Annotated in this window: 13 protein-coding genes; 12 read left to right on the top strand and 1 reads right to left on the bottom strand. The window is 67.9% G+C overall.

Annotated features, from left to right (window positions below):
- Positions 1-53 precede the first annotated feature (53 nt).
- From B2X67_RS03125 to B2X67_RS03135, 3 genes are read left to right on the top strand one after another with little or no spacing between them, the layout of a single operon-like run.
- Positions 54-1,076, top strand: coding sequence for an aminoglycoside phosphotransferase family protein (locus B2X67_RS03125; RefSeq protein WP_286784579.1), 1,023 nt, complete (start codon positions 54-56; stop codon positions 1,074-1,076).
- The gene (gene murU, locus B2X67_RS03130; protein WP_286784580.1) at positions 1,073-1,741 is read left to right on the top strand and encodes an N-acetylmuramate alpha-1-phosphate uridylyltransferase MurU; all 669 of its coding nucleotides are present in this window, start codon (positions 1,073-1,075) and stop codon (positions 1,739-1,741) included. The genes B2X67_RS03125 and murU overlap by 4 nt, the downstream gene beginning before the upstream one ends.
- Positions 1,725-2,516 carry a TerB family tellurite resistance protein gene (locus B2X67_RS03135; protein ID WP_286784581.1) on the top strand — a complete coding sequence of 264 codons (792 nt, stop codon included), beginning with the start codon at positions 1,725-1,727 and terminating at the stop codon, positions 2,514-2,516. Before murU ends, B2X67_RS03135 begins: the two co-directional genes overlap by 17 nt.
- 173 nt (positions 2,517-2,689) lie before the next feature.
- Here the strand turns inward: B2X67_RS03135 and B2X67_RS03140 are convergent, their stop codons facing one another.
- Positions 2,690-3,616 (bottom strand): alpha/beta hydrolase family protein, encoded by a 927-nt coding sequence (locus tag B2X67_RS03140; protein ID WP_286784582.1) that lies wholly within the window; start codon positions 3,614-3,616, stop codon positions 2,690-2,692.
- 116 nt (positions 3,617-3,732) lie between these two features.
- On the opposite strand from B2X67_RS03140, the gene B2X67_RS03145 reads away from it, so the two are divergent.
- The 9 genes from B2X67_RS03145 (at position 3,733) to B2X67_RS03185 (ending at position 15,969) form a co-directional block, all read left to right on the top strand.
- Positions 3,733-6,120: a PAS domain-containing sensor histidine kinase gene (locus B2X67_RS03145; RefSeq protein WP_286784583.1), complete on the top strand. Its 2,388-nt coding sequence runs from the start codon at positions 3,733-3,735 to the stop codon at positions 6,118-6,120.
- Positions 6,117-6,746 carry a response regulator gene (locus tag B2X67_RS03150; protein ID WP_286784584.1) on the top strand — a complete coding sequence of 210 codons (630 nt, stop codon included), beginning with the start codon at positions 6,117-6,119 and terminating at the stop codon, positions 6,744-6,746. The genes B2X67_RS03145 and B2X67_RS03150 overlap by 4 nt, the downstream gene beginning before the upstream one ends.
- Before the next feature lie 441 nt (positions 6,747-7,187).
- Entirely contained in the window at positions 7,188-8,297 is a 1,110-nt protein-coding gene (locus B2X67_RS03155; RefSeq protein ID WP_282342384.1) for an ABC transporter ATP-binding protein, read from the top strand.
- A gap of 50 nt (positions 8,298-8,347) precedes the next feature.
- Positions 8,348-9,379 carry an ABC transporter substrate-binding protein gene (locus B2X67_RS03160; protein WP_286784585.1) on the top strand — a complete coding sequence of 344 codons (1,032 nt, stop codon included), beginning with the start codon at positions 8,348-8,350 and terminating at the stop codon, positions 9,377-9,379.
- A 153-nt stretch (positions 9,380-9,532) separates the two neighbouring features.
- Entirely contained in the window at positions 9,533-10,780 is a 1,248-nt protein-coding gene (locus tag B2X67_RS03165) for an ABC transporter permease (protein WP_286784586.1), read from the top strand.
- A 10-nt stretch (positions 10,781-10,790) separates the two neighbouring features.
- On the top strand, positions 10,791-11,618 hold the full coding sequence (locus tag B2X67_RS03170; protein ID WP_282342391.1) for an ABC transporter permease: 828 nt from the start codon (positions 10,791-10,793) through the stop codon (positions 11,616-11,618).
- Positions 11,619-11,761: 143 nt separating this feature from the next.
- Positions 11,762-13,132 (top strand): sigma-54 interaction domain-containing protein, encoded by a 1,371-nt coding sequence (locus B2X67_RS03175; RefSeq protein WP_282342393.1) that lies wholly within the window; start codon positions 11,762-11,764, stop codon positions 13,130-13,132.
- A gap of 167 nt (positions 13,133-13,299) precedes the next feature.
- On the top strand, positions 13,300-14,448 hold the full coding sequence (locus B2X67_RS03180) for an iron-containing alcohol dehydrogenase (RefSeq protein ID WP_286784587.1): 1,149 nt from the start codon (positions 13,300-13,302) through the stop codon (positions 14,446-14,448).
- A 78-nt stretch (positions 14,449-14,526) separates the two neighbouring features.
- Complete coding sequence (locus tag B2X67_RS03185) at positions 14,527-15,969, top strand: hypothetical protein (protein ID WP_286784588.1); 1,443 nt, start codon at positions 14,527-14,529, stop codon at positions 15,967-15,969.
- The last annotated feature ends 6 nt before the right edge of the window (positions 15,970-15,975 follow it).

The raw sequence follows: 15,975 nt of genomic DNA on the forward strand, positions 1-15,975 counted from the left end.
TGGATAATAAAGCATGACCCGCGCAACGGCTAGCGCCGTCGGAGAGCCCTGCAATGCCCGATGAAGATGTACGTCTGCAACAAATAAGCGCCTGGCTGGATCACTGCCTTCCCGGGGCCTGCGCCCATCTGGGCTGGGCTCCTCCGGGAGGAGGACGGCTAACGCCCGCCAGCAGCGACGCCAGTTTTCGGCGTTACTTTCGCTGGGAAAGCGAGGGGCGCAGCCTGATCCTGATGGACGCTCCGCCGCCGCACGAAGACTGCCGGCCCTTCGTACGGATGGCGCAAATGCTCGCCGGAGCCGGTGTTCACGTGCCGAAGATTCTCGCCGCCGACCTCGATCGCGGCTTCCTGCTGCTCGACGATCTCGGCCGGCAGACCTACCTCGAGGTGATCGACCCGGACAACGCCGACGCGCTGTTCGAGGATGCCCTGCAGGCCCTGCTGGCGTTCCAGCGGCTGCCCCTAGACGGCGATCTGGCGCATTACGACGACGCCTTGCTGCGCCGCGAGCTGCAGCTCTTCCCCGACTGGTACCTGCAGCACGAGCTGGGCGTGAGCCTCGACGGCGAGCGTCTGGCGGCCTGGCAGCGCATCAGCGCGTTGCTGATCGACAGTGCCCTGGTGCAGCCGAAGGTGCTGGTGCACCGCGATTTCATGCCGCGCAACCTGATGCTCAGCACGCCCAATCCCGGCGTGCTGGATTTCCAGGACGCCGTCTATGGCCCGGTCACCTACGACATCACCTGCCTGTTCAAGGACGCCTTCCTCAGCTGGCCGGAAGCACGTGTGCGCGGCTGGCTGGAGGACTACTGGCAGCGCGCCCGCGCCGCCGGCATCCCGGTGCAGGCCGAGCTGGACGACTTCCTCCGCGCCAGCGACCTTATGGGCGTGCAGCGTCACCTCAAGGTGATCGGCATCTTCGCGCGCATCTGCCACCGAGACGGCAAGCCGCACTACCTCGGCGACGTGCCGCGCTTCTTCCGCTACATCAAGGCGGTGGTCGCGCGGCGACCGGAACTGGCCGAACTCGGCGAACTCATCGCCAGCCTGCCGAACCCGGAGAAACGCCAATGAGGGCGATGATCCTCGCCGCCGGCAAGGGCGAGCGGTTGCGTCCGCTGACCCTGCACACGCCCAAGCCGCTGGTGCGTGCCGGCGGCGTGCCGCTGATCGAGTACCACGTACGCGCGCTGGCGGCTGCCGGTTTCCGCGAACTGGTGATCAACCATGCCTGGCTCGGCCAGCAGATCGAGGACTACCTCGGCGACGGCGCGCGCTTCGGCGTAACGATCCGCTATTCCGCCGAGGGCGAGCCGCTGGAAACCGGTGGCGGCATCTTCCGCGCGTTGCCCCTGCTGGGCGATCGACCCTTCCTGCTGGTCAACGGCGACGTCTGGGGCGACTTCGATTTCGCCGCCCTGCGCAAGCCGCTCGACGGCCTGGCCCACCTGCTTCTGGTGGACAACCCGGCGCACCATCCGCAGGGCGATTTCAGCCTGCACGACGGCCTGGTCGGCGACGCGCAGGAGGGCGAGAGCCTGACCTACAGCGGCATCGCGGTGATCGACCCGCAGCTGTTCCTCGGTTGCGAGGACGGCGCCTTCAAGCTGGCGCCGTTGCTGCGCCAGGCGCTGCGCGAGGGGCTGGTCACGGGCGAGCGGCACGCCGGAAGCTGGATCGACGTCGGCACCCACGAGCGCCTGGCCGATGTCGAGCGTCTGCTTGCGGCGCGGGGCTGAGGTGTTCTTCTGGCCGATCACCTTTCTGGGCGCCGGCGTCGGCTGGGCGGTGGCGAGCATTCCGGGCGCGCTGCTCGGCGCGGTTCTCGGCCAGGTGCTGGACCGGCGCCTGAAGATCGACTCCTGGGCCGGCTTGCGCGAGCTTCTCGGCGGCGCGGCGCTGCCGCCCGAGGAACTGCTGTTCGTCCTGCTCGGGCGGCTGGCGAAGAGCGAAGGCCGCGTGCTCGAAGTGCACATCGAGCAGGCGCGGGCGGAGATGCGCCGGCTGGGGCTGGACGCCGCGGCCTTGAAACGGGCGATCGCCGCGTTTTCGCGGGGTAAGCGCGACGAGCTGGGCCTGCGCAAACCGCTGATGCGCTTGCGCGGCGACCAGGAACGGGTGCGCGAGCTGCTACGCGCCTGCTGGCGCATGGCGCTGGCGGACGGCAAGCTCGGTGAGCGCGAACGCGAGCTGATCCTGCTCTGGGGACGCTGGCTCGGGTTGTCCGCCGCCGAGGTGGAGGACCTGCAGCCGCCGCGCGAGAAGCGTGCTCCCGGTGGCGTTTCGCCGCGCACGTTGAACACCTACGAAAGCGCCCTGAAGCTGCTCGGCATTCCCGCCGACAGCGACCTGGCGGTGATCAAGCGCGCCTACCGCCGGCTGCTCAGCCAGCATCACCCGGACAAGCTGGCCGGTGGCGGCGCCAGTGAGGCCCAGGTTCGCCAGGCCACGGAAAAGACCCGCGAGTTGCACGCGGCCTATGCGCTGGTGCGCGAGCGGCAGGGACTTCGTTAGGCGAGTTTCGCGCTGCTTCGGTGTGTGCGTTACGGTGCGCGCGGCGCACCCTACCGCTCAGTCGTTGCCGGAGCGTCGCATATCGACTGCCGTGATAGGGAGGGCGCGGCGCACCCTACGGCGCGGCGCTACTTGGCGTAGATGCGCCATGCGCACCCATCAGAACGCACGCCTCACTTCCTGGCTTCCGCGACATTGCGCGTCAGCCAGCCGCGGATGCGTCGGGCGAGCTGCTCCTGCTCGGCGTCGGGGTTGGCCGGCAGGGCGTCCAGGCCGATCAGCGCGTAGGCCGGATGCTGCAGGCGCTTGCTGGCCTGGCGCCGCGCGAGGGCGGCGTCGGCGTAACGGTCCTTGTAATAGATGTCGCCAGTGGCGAGCTTGAGCGGCGGCACCAGTTCCTCCAGCGGCGGTGCGTAGCCGGCCGGGACCGAGGCTTCCACCATCAGCAACTGATGGATCTGCGCCGGCTTGCGTTCTGCCAGGAAACTCGCCGCCCAGAAGGCGCCACTGCCGTGCCCGAGTAGGACGACGGTCTTCACCTGCTTGCCGGCAGCGAAGTCGAGGGCCGCCTGGATCCGGGCCATGACCCGCTCGCCGTGCGCCTTGCGCTGATCCTCCGCGGAGGCGGCGGGCGGCGTTTCCCCGGTGGCGGGCGGCGGGTCGGTTTTTGCCGCGTCGCCTTCCTTCGCCGGCTCGATGGCTTCGGGCACGCGCGCCGGCAACGGGTCGCCGAGCGGATCGGGCAGGCTCAGGCTGAGGGTGTGCCAGCCGGCGTCGGCCAGCTTGCTGCGCAACGGACCGATCACCCGCGGCCAGTCGGGGTGCTCGCCCTCGCCGGGCAGGAGGATTACCAGGCCGCTCGGGGTGGCGCTGTTGGCCGGCTTCCAGAGCGCGAGGAAGCGCTCGCCGCCAGCCTCCAACTGATGCTGTTCTGCCGTCGGCAATTGCCGTTGCAGGGCGATGGCCTCGTCCTGGCTGCGTTCTTCCAGGGGCGCGCGCTCCACCGGCGGGGCGGGCGCGGCCGCGGGTTCCGCGCCGCGAACGGCACTGGCGCCGAGCAGCAGGGCGATGCACAAGGGGGGCAGGATCGAGCGCGACATCGGCGGTCCGGACGGGCGAGTGGGTGATGCCCCAGCGTACTGGCGCGCCGGTGATTTGTCAGGCGCAGCGGCCTCTGGAGTAATCTATGCCGGCTGCCCGTCCTGGTAACCCGCGCATGATCCGCCTGCTTTCGCTGCTCCTCGTCCTCTGCCTGCCGCTTTCCGCGATCGCCGCGGCGGCGCCGGCGCACCCGCCGCTGAGCGCCGCGCAGCGCGACTGGCTGGGCGAGCATCCGCAACTGCGCGTCGGCATCGTGCTGCAGGCGCCGTATGCCGAGCTGGATCGCCGCCGCCAGCAGCTGTCGGGGCTCAACGTCGAGCTGATGAACCAACTGGCGGCGGCGCTGCAGGTGCAGCTGAGCTGGCACAGCTACCCGGACGCCGCGGCCCTGGAGCGCGGCCTGCGCGGCGGACAGATCGACATCGCGCCGGGCCTCAGCCAGACGCCGGCCGGGCTGCGCCTGTGGCTGTTTTCCGATCCCTACTTGCGGGTGCCGCAGCTGTTGGTCGGCGAGCGCGAGGGCGGCGCGGCGGTGGACATGGAGCAACTGGTCGGCGTCAGCGTGGCGCTGCGCCAGCCGAGCGCGGTGAGCGATTACCTGCGCGACACCTATCCCGCCATCGCCCAGGTCGCGGTGAACAACGAGCGCCAGGCGTTGCGAGCGCTGCTCGAGAGGCAGGTGGACTACGCCGTGGTCGACGAAGCCCAGCTCGGTCGGCTGTCCCGCGAGGCGGAGTTCGCCGGGCTCGCGGTGGTTGGCGATGTCGGCTTTCCGCAGTTGCTGCGCGTTGCCAGCCGGCGCGACTGGCCGCCGCTCTCGGCGATCGTCGATGCCGGGCTGCGCAGCCTGCCGGCCAAGGACCTGGAGCAGTTACACGAGCGCTGGCTGCAGCCGCGCTATCCGCGGCTCGGCGAATCGCCTGGCTTCTGGCAGAACCTCAGCCTGCTGCTCGGCATCCTGTTCTGCTGCGCGGCATTTCTCGTCTATTGGCAGCGGCGCCAGCAGCACGGGCTGGAGAAACGGCTGGCCGAGGCACGCCTGGCGATCCAGTTGCGCGAAGCCGCCGAGGAAGCGCTGCGCCTCACCCAGTTCTCCATCGACCAGAGCACGGTCGGCATCCTCTGGGTGAACTGGGACAGCCACATCCGCTACGCCAACCGCGCCGCCGAGGCGATGCTCGGTTATCCGCCCGGCGCCCTGCTGGAGCGCCCGCTGGGTGATTTCGATCCGCAGTTGAACATGGACCGCTGGCTCGGCCTGTGGCGCCGCGCGCGCAGCGACGAAGGCGGCGGCCTGAGTTTCGAGACCGCCTGCCGCCGCGCGGATGGCGGCTGGCTGCCGACCGACGTGTCGCTGAGCTTCCTGCGCTTCGCCGATTCGGAATACCTGGTGGTGTTCCTCAGCGACGTCACCGAGCGCCGCCGGGCCCTCGCCGCATTGCAGGAGAGCGAGGCGCGGCTCAAGGGCATCGCCTCCAACGTGCCGGGCCTGGTGTTCCGCCTGGAGCGCCCGCACGCCCAGGCGCCGGCCGCGTTCGCCTTCATCGGCGAGGGCAGCGAGGCGCTGGTCGGCTACGCGGCGAGCGAGCTGATCGAGCGCGGCCGGGGGATTCGCGGGCTGGTGCATCCCGATGACCTCGACGACTACCGCGCGACGCAGAAGGCGGCGCTGGACAACGACCGCGACTGGCACTGGCAGGGGCGCATCCTGACCCGCGACGGCTCGCTGCGCTGGGCCGACATCAAGGCCGGCGCGCGCTTTTTCGAGGACGGTCGCGCCGTGTGGGACGGCGTGGTCTGGGACATCAGCGCGAACAAGCGTATCGAGCTCGAACTGGCCGAATCCCGCGCCCAGCTGCGCCAGTTGTCGGCGCACCTGGAAAGCGTGCGCGAGGAGGAAAAGGCGCGCATCGCCCGCGAGGTGCACGACGAGCTGGGGCAGATGCTCACCGTGCTCAAGCTGGAAACCTCGATGTGCGAACTGGCCTACGCCGACCTCGACAGCGGCCTGCGCGAGCGGCTGCAGAGCATGAAAAAGCTGATCGCCCAGCTGTTCCAGCTGGTGCGCGACGTGGCCACCGCGCTGCGCCCACCGATCCTCGATGCCGGCATCGCCTCGGCGATCGAGTGGCAGGCGCGGCGCTTCGAGGCGCGCAGCGGAATTCCCTGCCTGGTCGAGGTGCCCGAGCACCTGCCGCCGCTGTCCGACGCCAAGGCCATTGGCCTGTTCCGCGTGTTGCAGGAAGCGCTGACCAACGTCATGCGTCACGCCCGCGCGCATACCGTCGAGGTGCGCCTGAGCGTCGAGCAGGGCTGCCTGTGCCTGCGCGTCAGCGACGACGGCCAGGGCTTCGGCGAGAATGCCGGGCAGGGCAAATCTTTCGGCCTGGTCGGCATGCGCGAACGTATGCTGATCCTAGGCGGCCAGTTGCACATCGACAGCAGCCCCGGCGAGGGCACGACCCTCAGCGTGCGGGTCGCTTTGGACGAGGAAATCGCATGATTCGGGTTCTGGTGGCTGAAGACCACACCATCGTCCGCGAGGGCATCAAGCAGCTCATCGCCCTGGCCAAGGACCTGCAGGTGGTCGGCGAAGCGGGCAACGGCGAGCAGTTGATGGACGTGCTGCGGCAGACGCCCTGCGAGGTGGTGCTGCTGGACATCTCGATGCCCGGCGTCAATGGCCTGGAGGCGATCCCGCGGATTCGCGCACTGGCCAGGCCGCCGGCGGTGCTGGTGCTGTCGATGCACGACGAGGCGCAGATGGCCGCGCGGGCGCTGAAGATCGGTGCCGCCGGCTACGCCACCAAGGACAGCGACCCGGCGCTGCTGCTCACGGCGATCCGCAAGGTCGCCGCCGGCGGGCGCTACATCGACCCGGAGCTGGCCGACCGGATGGTCTTCGAGGTCGGCCTGACCGATTCGCGACCACCGCACGCGCAGTTGTCGGAGCGCGAGTTCTCGGTGTTCGAGCGCCTGGCGCGCGGCGAAGGCGTCAACGAGATCGCCCAGCACCTGGCGGTCAGCGGCAAGACGGTGAGCACGCACAAGGCGCGGCTGATGCAGAAGCTCGGCGCGCATTCGGTGGCCGACCTGGTGCGCTACGCGATGGAGCACAAGCTGGTCTGACGCCGGCTTGGGGCCTGCTCGCACACCGACCCACCCGACGCCCCTTCCGATGCAGGGTAGATCGGGGCGCGCAGCCCGGGGCGCGTAGCCGGCGCTCTTCATCCGCCGTCGCACCGCCCGGTGGATCGATGATGAAGCGCGATCCACCCAACGGCCTGCTCGGCCGTACCAATCTGGCGGGTAACGGTAGGGTGGGCTTCAGCCCACGCGATACGCCGATGTCCTTGTGAGAGGTGGGCTGAAGCCCACCTGCGGGAGAGCGGTGCGGCGGTGGCTGCGCGGTATTCGCCGCGCGTCGATTGTCCTTTCGTACTGTAGGGCGATGCCTACAAGGTCTCTTCCGCGCGGCTGATGCGAATCTCTCCTGGCGCCCGATTTTTCCGCGCGGCGCGCTTCTCTAGTCTCTGCTCACGGCATACGACAGAGAGAAGGGTGCGGTTCATGGCCGAGATTCAAGGCAGCGACACACTGGTCAGTTTTCGCGGTGTGCAGAAGAGTTACGACGGCGAGTCGCTGATCGTCAAAGACCTCAACCTGGACATTCGCAAAGGCGAATTCCTCACCCTGCTCGGGCCGTCCGGCTCCGGCAAGACCACCAGCCTGATGATGCTGGCCGGCTTCGAGACGCCCACCAACGGCGAAATCCTCCTCGCCGGGCGCAGCCTGAACAACGTGCCGCCGCACAAGCGCGACATCGGCATGGTGTTCCAGAACTACGCGCTGTTCCCGCACATGACGGTGGCCGAGAACCTCGCCTTCCCGCTCTCGGTGCGCGGCATGAACCGCAGCGATGCCAGCGAGCGGGTCAAGCGCGCGCTGTCGATGGTGCAGCTCGACGCCTTCCGCCATCGCTACCCGGCGCAGCTCTCCGGCGGCCAGCAGCAGCGTGTGGCCCTGGCCCGAGCGCTGGTCTTCGAGCCGCAGCTGGTGCTGATGGACGAACCGCTCGGCGCGCTGGACAAGCAGCTGCGCGAGCACATGCAGATGGAGATCAAGCACATCCACGAGCGCCTCGGCGTCACCGTGGTCTACGTGACCCACGACCAGGGCGAGGCGCTGACCATGTCCGACCGCGTGGCGGTGTTCCATCAGGGCGAGATCCAGCAGATCGCCCCGCCGCGCGAACTCTACGAATTCCCGCGCAACACCTTCGTCGCCAACTTCATCGGCGAGAACAACCGGCTCAACGGCAAGCTGCTCAGCCGCGAGGGCGATCGCTGCACCGTGGCCCTGGCACGCGGCGAGAAGGTCGAGGCGCTGGCGGTGAACGTCGGCGAGCCCGGCGAGCCGGTCACCCTGTCGATCCGCCCGGAACGGGTTCGCCTGAACGGCACCAGCGAAAACTGCGCGAACCGCTTCTCCGGTCGCGTGGTGGAATTCATCTATCTCGGCGATCACGTGCGCATCCGCCTGGAGGTCTGCGGCAACGCCGACTTCTTCGTCAAGCAGCCGATCGCCGAACTCGACCCGAGCCTGGCCGTGGGCGACGTGCTGCCGCTGGGCTGGCACGTCGAGCATGTCCGCGCCCTGGACCCGCTCGCCGCCGAGTAGCGGTGAGGCGTCACGTTTCATCCCACTAGCAGCTAGGAGAGAAGAAGAACATGTCCAACCGCCTGAAACTGACTGCCCTCGCCCTCGGCATGACCTGTGCGGCCCACGCGATGGCTACCGACCTCACGGTGATTTCCTTCGGCGGGGCGAACAAGGCCGCGCAGGAAAAAGCCTTCTACGCGCCCTACCAGAGCAGCACCGGCAACAAGATCATCGCCGGCGAGTACAACGGCGAAATGGCCAAGGTGAAAGCCATGGTCGACACCAACAGCGTGTCTTGGAACCTGGTGGAAGTGGAGTCGCCGGAACTGGCCCGCGGCTGCGACGAGGGCCTCTTCGAGGAGCTCGATCCGGCGCAGTTCGGCAAGGCCGAAGACTTCGTTCCCGGCGCCATCCAGCCGTGCGGCGTGGGCTTCTTCGTCTGGTCCACGGTACTCGCCTACAACGCCGACAAGTTGAAGAGCGCGCCGACCGGCTGGGCGGATTTCTGGGATACCAAGAAATTCCCCGGCAAGCGCGGCCTGCGCAAGGGCGCCAAGTACACCCTGGAATTCGCCCTGATGGCCGATGGCGTCGCTCCGGCAGACGTCTACAAGGTGCTCGCCACCAAGGAAGGCCAGGACCGCGCCTTCAAGAAACTCGACGAGATTAAGTCGAGCATCCAGTGGTGGGAAGCCGGCGCCCAGCCGCCGCAATTCCTCGCCTCCGGCGACGTGGTGATGAGTTCCGCCTACAACGGCCGCATCGCTGCCGTGCAGAAGGAGAGCAACCTGCAGGTGGTGTGGACCGGCGGCATCTACGACTTCGACGCCTGGGCTATTCCGAAAGGCGCGAAGAACCAGGACGAAGCGGCCAAGTTCATCGCCTATTCGGTGCAGCCGGCGCAGCAGAAGACCTACTCGGAAAACATCGCCTACGGCCCTGCCAACACCCAGGCGGTGCCGCTGCTGGACAAGGCGCTGCTGAAGAACATGCCGACCACGCCTGAGAACATCAAGGATCAGGTCGCCATGGACGTCGCCTTCTGGGCCGACTTCGGCGAGCAACTGGAACAGCGCTTCAACGCCTGGGCCGCGAAGTAAGCGGCGAGTGCCTGCGTAGGATGGGTTGAGCGTGCGATACCCATCGTGGTGGCGGCACGGGTATCGCTGCGCCCGACCCATCCTGCAACTGCATTCCACGCCGGCGGTTAGCGCCGCCGGCGTCATTCATCGCGCAAACCCTGTGGAGTAACCATGGCCATCGCCGTACCCCTGACCGAGGCCACCGGGCCAACCCTGAAGCAGCGCCTGGCGCGTGCCGAGCGGATGAACCGCCTGAAATCCCAGGCGCTGATCCTGCCGCTGCTGATCTTTCTGCTGCTGACCTTCCTGGTGCCAATGGGCGCGCTGCTCTACCGCAGTCTGAACAACCCGGAAGTGGTTGGCGCATTGCCGCGCACCGTCGAGGCCATCGCCAGCTGGGACGGCAAGGCGCTGCCCGATGAGCCGGTTTACCAGGCGCTGGCCACCGACCTCGCCGAGGCGCGCAAGAACCAGACCATCGGCGATCTCTCCAAGCGTCTGAACATGGAGCTGGCCGGCTACCGCAGCCTGATGGCGAAGACCGCCCGCGCACTGCCGCTCAAGAGCGAGCCGGCCTCCTACAAGGACGCCCTCGAGGCGCTCGACGAGCGCTGGGGCGACCCGGCCTACTGGCAGGCGATCCGTCGCAACGCCAGCAGCCTGACCCCGTTCTACCTGCTCGCCGCGGTCGACCACCGCATCGACGACCTCGGCGAAGTGGCGCCGGCGACGCCGGACCAGGCGATCTACCTGGACATCTTCGCGCGGACCTTCTGGATGGGCGCGGTGATCACCGCGATCTGCCTGGCGCTGGCCTATCCGCTGGCGTACCTGCTGGCCAACCTGCCGACGCGCACCAGCAACCTGCTGATGATCCTCGTGCTGCTGCCGTTCTGGACCTCGATCCTGGTGCGCGTCGCCGCCTGGATCGTGCTGTTGCAGTCGGGCGGGCTGATCAACGGCGCACTGCTCAAGCTGGGCCTGATCGATCAGCCGCTGCAACTGGTGTTCAACCGTACCGGCGTGTACATCGCCATGGTCCACATCATGCTGCCGTTCATGATCCTGCCAATCTACAGCGTGATGAAGGGCATCTCGCCGACCTACATGCGCGCGGCCATCTCCCTGGGCTGCCACCCGTTCGCCAGCTTCTGGCGGGTGTACTTCCCGCAGACGGTCGCCGGCATCGGCGCCGGCTGCCTGCTGGTGTTCATCCTGTCCATCGGCTACTACATCACCCCGGCGCTGCTCGGCAGCCCGAACGACCAGATGGTCAGCTACTTCGTCGCGTTCTTCACCAACAGCACCATCAACTGGGGCATGGCCACGGCGCTCGGCGGCCTGCTGCTGTTCGCCACGCTGATCCTGTACGTCGTCTACAGCTGGCTGGTCGGCGCCGGTCGCCTGCGCCTGGGCTGAGGAGAAAGAAATGCTGAGTCCCTACATGTCCCCCGTCGAGCGCGTCTGGTTCTACACCCTGCGCCTGCTCTGCGGCCTGGTGCTGTTGTTCCTGATCCTGCCGGTGCTGGTGATCATCCCGCTGTCGTTCAACGCCGGGACCTTCCTGGTCTATCCGCTGCAGGGCTTCTCGCTGCGCTGGTACGCCGATTTCTTCGGCTCCAGCGAGTGGATGCGCGCGCTTTCCAACAGCCTGATCGTGGCGCCGGCGGCGACCCTGCTGGCGATGCTCTTCGGCACCCTGGCGGCGATCGGCCTGACCCGCGGCGAGTTTCGCGGCAAGGCGCTGGTGATGAGCCTGCTGATCTCGCCGATGGTGGTGCCGGTGGTGATCGTCGGCGTCTCCAGCTACCTGTTCTTCGCCCCGCTCGGGCTGGGCAACAGCTACCTGTCGCTGATCCTGGTGCATGCGGTGCTCGGCGTGCCCTTCGTCATCATCACGGTGTCGGCAACTCTGCAGGGCTTCAACCACAACCTGGTACGCGCCGCCGCCAGTCTCGGCGCCTCGCCGCTCACCGCATTCCGCCGGGTGACCCTGCCGCTGATCGCGCCGGGGGTGATCAGCGGCGCGCTGTTCGCCTTCGCCACCTCCTTCGACGAAGTGGTGGTGACGCTTTTCCTCGCCGGCCCCGAGCAGGCGACGCTGCCACGGCAGATGTTCAGCGGCATCCGCGAGAACCTCTCGCCGACCATCGCCGCGGCGGCGACCCTGCTGATCGGCTTCTCGGTGGTGCTGCTCCTGACGCTGGAATGGCTGCGCGGGCGCAGCGAGAAACTGCGCACGGCGGTCGCCGAGTAGCGCTTTGTGCTCGGTGCGCGCGGCGCACCTACGGCAGGCCCGCGGCGCGAGCGGGTAGGGCGCGCCGTGCGCACCGCGTGTCTACTGCTCGCTTCGGCCGGTACACTCTGCGGCTTTTCCGCCCGCCCGGCAGGAGAGGCCGCATGGACCTCAACGATCCCAGTTTCGAAGAGTTGCTCGACGCCCTGCACGACGGCGTCTACATCACCGACGCCGCCGGCACCACGCTGAAGATCAACCGTGCCTACCAGCGCCTGACCGGACTGAGCAGCGACGAACTGGTCGGCCGCAACATGCAGGACCTGGTGCGCGAGGGCGTGATCTCGCAATCCGCTTCCCTGCGCGTGCTCAAGGAAGGCAAGCCGTTCTCGGTGATGCAGAGCCTGGGCAACGGCAAGCAGCTGCTGGTCAGCGCCTCGCCGATCCTCGAGGCCGACCGGCGCATCCGCTACGTGGTCAGCGCGGTGCGCGACATGACCGAGCTGCTGCGCATGAAGCACGAGCGGGACGAGTTGCAGCAGCTCAAGCAGTTGCGCAGCAGCACCGCGCAGTTGCACGCAGGGCCGCGCGACGACCTGCTGCACTCGCCGCTGGTGGCCAGCCAGGAGGTCGCCGGCGCGGTTTTCGCGTTGGCCCGGCAGGTTGCCGCCAGCGACGTGAAAGTGCTGCTGCAGGGCGAGACCGGGGTCGGCAAGACGCTGGTCGCACAGTTCATCCACAACGCCAGCGCGCGCGCCGCCGAACCCTTCCTCTCGCTGAACTGCGGCGCGCTGCCCGAGCACCTGGTCGAGGCCGAACTGTTCGGCTACGCGCCAGGTGCCTTCACCGGCGCCTCGGCGAAGGGCAAGCGCGGCCTGCTGGAGCTGGCCAATGGCGGCACCCTGTTCCTCGACGAGATCGGCGACCTGCCGCTGGCGCTGCAGGTGAAGCTGCTCAAGGTGCTGGAAGAGAACCGCTTCATCCCGGTCGGCGGCCTGGAGCTGAAGGAAGTCGACGTGCGCGTGATCACCGCCACCCACCGCGACCTGCGGCGGATGGTGGCCGAGGGCGGCTTTCGCGCCGACCTGTTCTACCGGCTCAACGTGGTGCCCATCGGCATTCCGCCGCTGCGTGAGCGCCGCGAGGAAATCCGCCCGCTGCTCGACTATTACCTGGAGCACTTCAACGCACGGCACCGGCGCGAGCTGCAGTGGAGCCTGGAGGCGGTCGACCTGCTGCTCGATTACCCCTGGCCGGGAAACATCCGCGAGCTGATCAACGTCGTCGAGCGCCTGGTGGTGACCTGCTCCGGCGCGCGCATCGAAACCCTCGACCTGCCGGAGGAATGCCGCGCGGGGCTGCTGCCGGCCGAGGGCGCCGACCTCGACCTGCGGCGCATCGTCGAGCGCGCCGAACGGCTGGCGATCCGCCAGGCGCTGCAGCGCCACAAGACCACCCGGCTGGCGGCCAAGGCGCTGGGCGTGAGCCAGGCGACGGTGGTGCAGAAGATGAAACGCTGGGAGCGCAGCGATTAGCTTTTCAATCAATGCCCGCTTCAGCGAGTAGAAAACCAATCATGTCCCTGCGTTCGCGAGGGGCTTGAGAGGGCCGCGCGCCAGGCGCAGCGCGGTCTGCGACAATCTGGCACAGCTTTGGCAATGGTCGGCGTCCACCTCCCATAACGAACAACAAGGTGAAGCCGATGACCATCGCCGCATTCAAGATCGCCAACAAGCTGCTGACCGGGCGCTCCGCCGTCGAGCAGCTGGATGCCGAACTGACCCGCCTGAACATCCACAACCCGCTGATCGTCACCGACGCCATCCTCGTGCAGTCGGGCACCGTCGACCAGGTGCTCAGCCAGCTCGGCGGGCGCCCCTACGGTCTCTTCGATCAGGTCAAGCCCGAGCCGGAAATCGCCATCGTCGAAGACTGCACCCAGGCCTATCGCCAGGGTGGCCACGACGGGCTGATCGGCGTCGGCGGCGGCAGCGCCATCGACATCGCCAAGAGCGTCGCCGCCTACGCCGGCCACGAGGGCAGGCTGGAAGAACTCTTCGGCGTCGACCAGGTGAAGCGCAAGGGCCCGCCGCTGATCGCCATCCCGACCACCGCAGGCACCGGCTCGGAAGTCACCAATGTGGCGATCCTTTCGGATAAGGAAGCGCAGCTGAAGAAGGGCATCGTCTCCGACTATCTGCTGCCCGACGTGGCGCTGGTCAGCCCGCTGATGACCCTGACCTGCCCGCGCGGCGTGACCGCGGCCAGCGGCGTCGATGCGCTGGTGCACGCGATCGAGTCCTACCTGTCGCTGAACGCCTCGCCGATCACCGATTCGCTGGCCATCGGCGCGATCAGGCTGATCGCCAAGTCGCTGCCCAAGGCCTACGCCAACCCCAACGACATCCAGGCCCGCGAAGACATGGCCACCGCGAGCCTGATGGCCGGGATGGCCTTCGGCAACGCCGGCGTCGGCGCGGTACACGCGCTGGCCTACCCGCTGGGTGGCCGCTTCAACATCGCCCACGGGGAGAGCAACGCGCTGCTGCTGCCCTACGTGATGGCCTGGAACAAGCTGGCCTGCGTCGAGCGCTTCCGTGACATAGCCGAAGCCATGGGCGAGCCGGTTGCAGGGCTGTCCGACCTCGACGCCGCCGAGCGCGCGGTGCAGGCGATGGCCGCGCTGTGCGCCGCGGTGGAGATTCCCAAGGGCATGCGCGCCTTCGGCGTACCCGAGGATGCGATCCCGCAGATGGCCGAAGAGGCCAGCAAGATCGACCGCCTGATGCGCAACAACCCGCGCAAGTTCAACGCCCGCGACATCGAGCAGATCTACCGCGCCGCCTACTGAGTCACGTGAAATCCGGCCGCCAGCGAGGGGCTGCCGCGCTGCACCGTCACCATCAATACCAATAAAAGGTGTTCCACCATGTCGCAAAACGAAGACCTGGGCGTCGAGGCGCCCTACATCCCGCTGGGCCCGTTCAAACTGCGCCTGCCGTTCATCCACTACCGTTTCGAGCTGCCGGACTACCTGCAGGGGCTGCTGATGTGCGCGGTCGACCTGGCCGCCATCCCGATGATGACCGAGTTCCTCGGCATGCCCTTCGAGGTGGCGCTGGCGGTGGTCATGCTCAACGGCCTGCTCTACCTGCTGCACCATCTGCTCGGCGATCCGGTGGTGCCGGGCTGGATCACGCCGGCGATCCCGCTGCTGATGACCTACTGCACGCAGTTCCCGGAGGGCCCGGAGCGCATCCACGCGCTGATTGCCTTCCAGCTGACGCTCGGGGCTTTTTCCATATTGCTCGGGGTGACGGGCTCGGCGCGCAAGGTCGTCGCGCTGGTGCCCTCGGCGCTCAAGGCCGGGATCATCATGGGCGCCGGCCTGTCCGCGGTGGTCGCGGTATTCAAGGAAGGTGGGCGCTTCGATAGCTTCCCCTGGACCATCTCGATCGCCATCGGCCTGGCCTTCTATCTGATCTTCTCGCAGCACTTCCAGCAACTGAAGAAGAGCAGCACCTTCTGGTGGAACTTCGCCAAGCTGGGGATCTTCCCGATCATCATCCTCGCCGTGCTGGTTGCGCCGCTGTTCGGCGAGGCGCCCTGGCCGAGCCTGCAGTGGGGCATCAGCAAGCCCGACTTCGCCACGCTGTGGAGCCAGTACACCGTATTCGGCCTCGGCATGCCGCCGCTGATGATGTTCGTCACCGCCATCCCGACGGTGCTGGCCGCCTACCTCGTGGTGTTCGGCGACGTGCTCGGCGCCCGGGCGATCCTTGCCGAGGCCGACCACGTGCGGCGTGACGAGAAGGTCGATTTCAACCCGAACCGTTCGCACCTGATCTTCGGCGGGCGCAACGCGCTGATGAGCATCCTTGGCCCGGACATCGCCATGTGCGGCCCGCAGTGGTCGGCGATGCAGGTGGTGATCACTGAGCGCTTCAAAGGCGGCGCCAAGGCGATGAAGTCGATCTACGGCGGCACCGGCTCGTTCCGCTGGGGCACCAACACCGGCCTGCTGCTGTTGCCAGTGGTGACCTTCGTGCAGCCGATTCTCGGTGTGGCGCTGGCGCTGACGCTGCTGATCCAGGGCTACGTCAGCGTGCGCCTGGGCATCATGGAGGCGCGTAGCCAGCGCGACCTGGGCATCGCCGGAGTGATCGGCGCGGTGCTGGCGATCAAGGGCGCCGGCTGGGCCTTCGCCATCGGCGTCGGCCTCTGCCTGCTGATCTACGGCGCGCGCTTCTTCAAGGGCGAGAACGACGGCACCTTCACCAAGGACCTGCCGGCGCCCGGCGAGCTGCCTTTCGACGACACTCCCGATCCGGCGGCGCCGACGCCGGCGCTGAGCCTGGAACCCAAGATTTAGGAACCG

It is taken from the genome of Pseudomonas sp. UBA3153 (assembly GCF_002364635.1).
Taxonomy (GTDB): Bacteria; Pseudomonadota; Gammaproteobacteria; order Pseudomonadales; family Pseudomonadaceae; genus Pseudomonas_O; species Pseudomonas_O kuykendallii.

Coding starts and splice junctions, on each gene's coding strand:
- B2X67_RS03165 (WP_286784586.1), top strand. CDS start 9,533: ATGGCCATCGCCGTACCCCTGACCGAGGCCACCGGGCCAACCCTGAAG.
- B2X67_RS03145 (WP_286784583.1), top strand. CDS start 3,733: ATGATCCGCCTGCTTTCGCTGCTCCTCGTCCTCTGCCTGCCGCTTTCC.
- B2X67_RS03140 (WP_286784582.1), bottom strand. CDS start 3,616: ATGTCGCGCTCGATCCTGCCCCCCTTGTGCATCGCCCTGCTGCTCGGC.
- B2X67_RS03125 (WP_286784579.1), top strand. CDS start 54: ATGCCCGATGAAGATGTACGTCTGCAACAAATAAGCGCCTGGCTGGAT.
- B2X67_RS03185 (WP_286784588.1), top strand. CDS start 14,527: ATGTCGCAAAACGAAGACCTGGGCGTCGAGGCGCCCTACATCCCGCTG.
- murU (WP_286784580.1), top strand. CDS start 1,073: ATGAGGGCGATGATCCTCGCCGCCGGCAAGGGCGAGCGGTTGCGTCCG.
- B2X67_RS03150 (WP_286784584.1), top strand. CDS start 6,117: ATGATTCGGGTTCTGGTGGCTGAAGACCACACCATCGTCCGCGAGGGC.
- B2X67_RS03170 (WP_282342391.1), top strand. CDS start 10,791: ATGCTGAGTCCCTACATGTCCCCCGTCGAGCGCGTCTGGTTCTACACC.
- B2X67_RS03180 (WP_286784587.1), top strand. CDS start 13,300: ATGACCATCGCCGCATTCAAGATCGCCAACAAGCTGCTGACCGGGCGC.
- B2X67_RS03160 (WP_286784585.1), top strand. CDS start 8,348: ATGTCCAACCGCCTGAAACTGACTGCCCTCGCCCTCGGCATGACCTGT.
- B2X67_RS03175 (WP_282342393.1), top strand. CDS start 11,762: ATGGACCTCAACGATCCCAGTTTCGAAGAGTTGCTCGACGCCCTGCAC.
- B2X67_RS03155 (WP_282342384.1), top strand. CDS start 7,188: ATGGCCGAGATTCAAGGCAGCGACACACTGGTCAGTTTTCGCGGTGTG.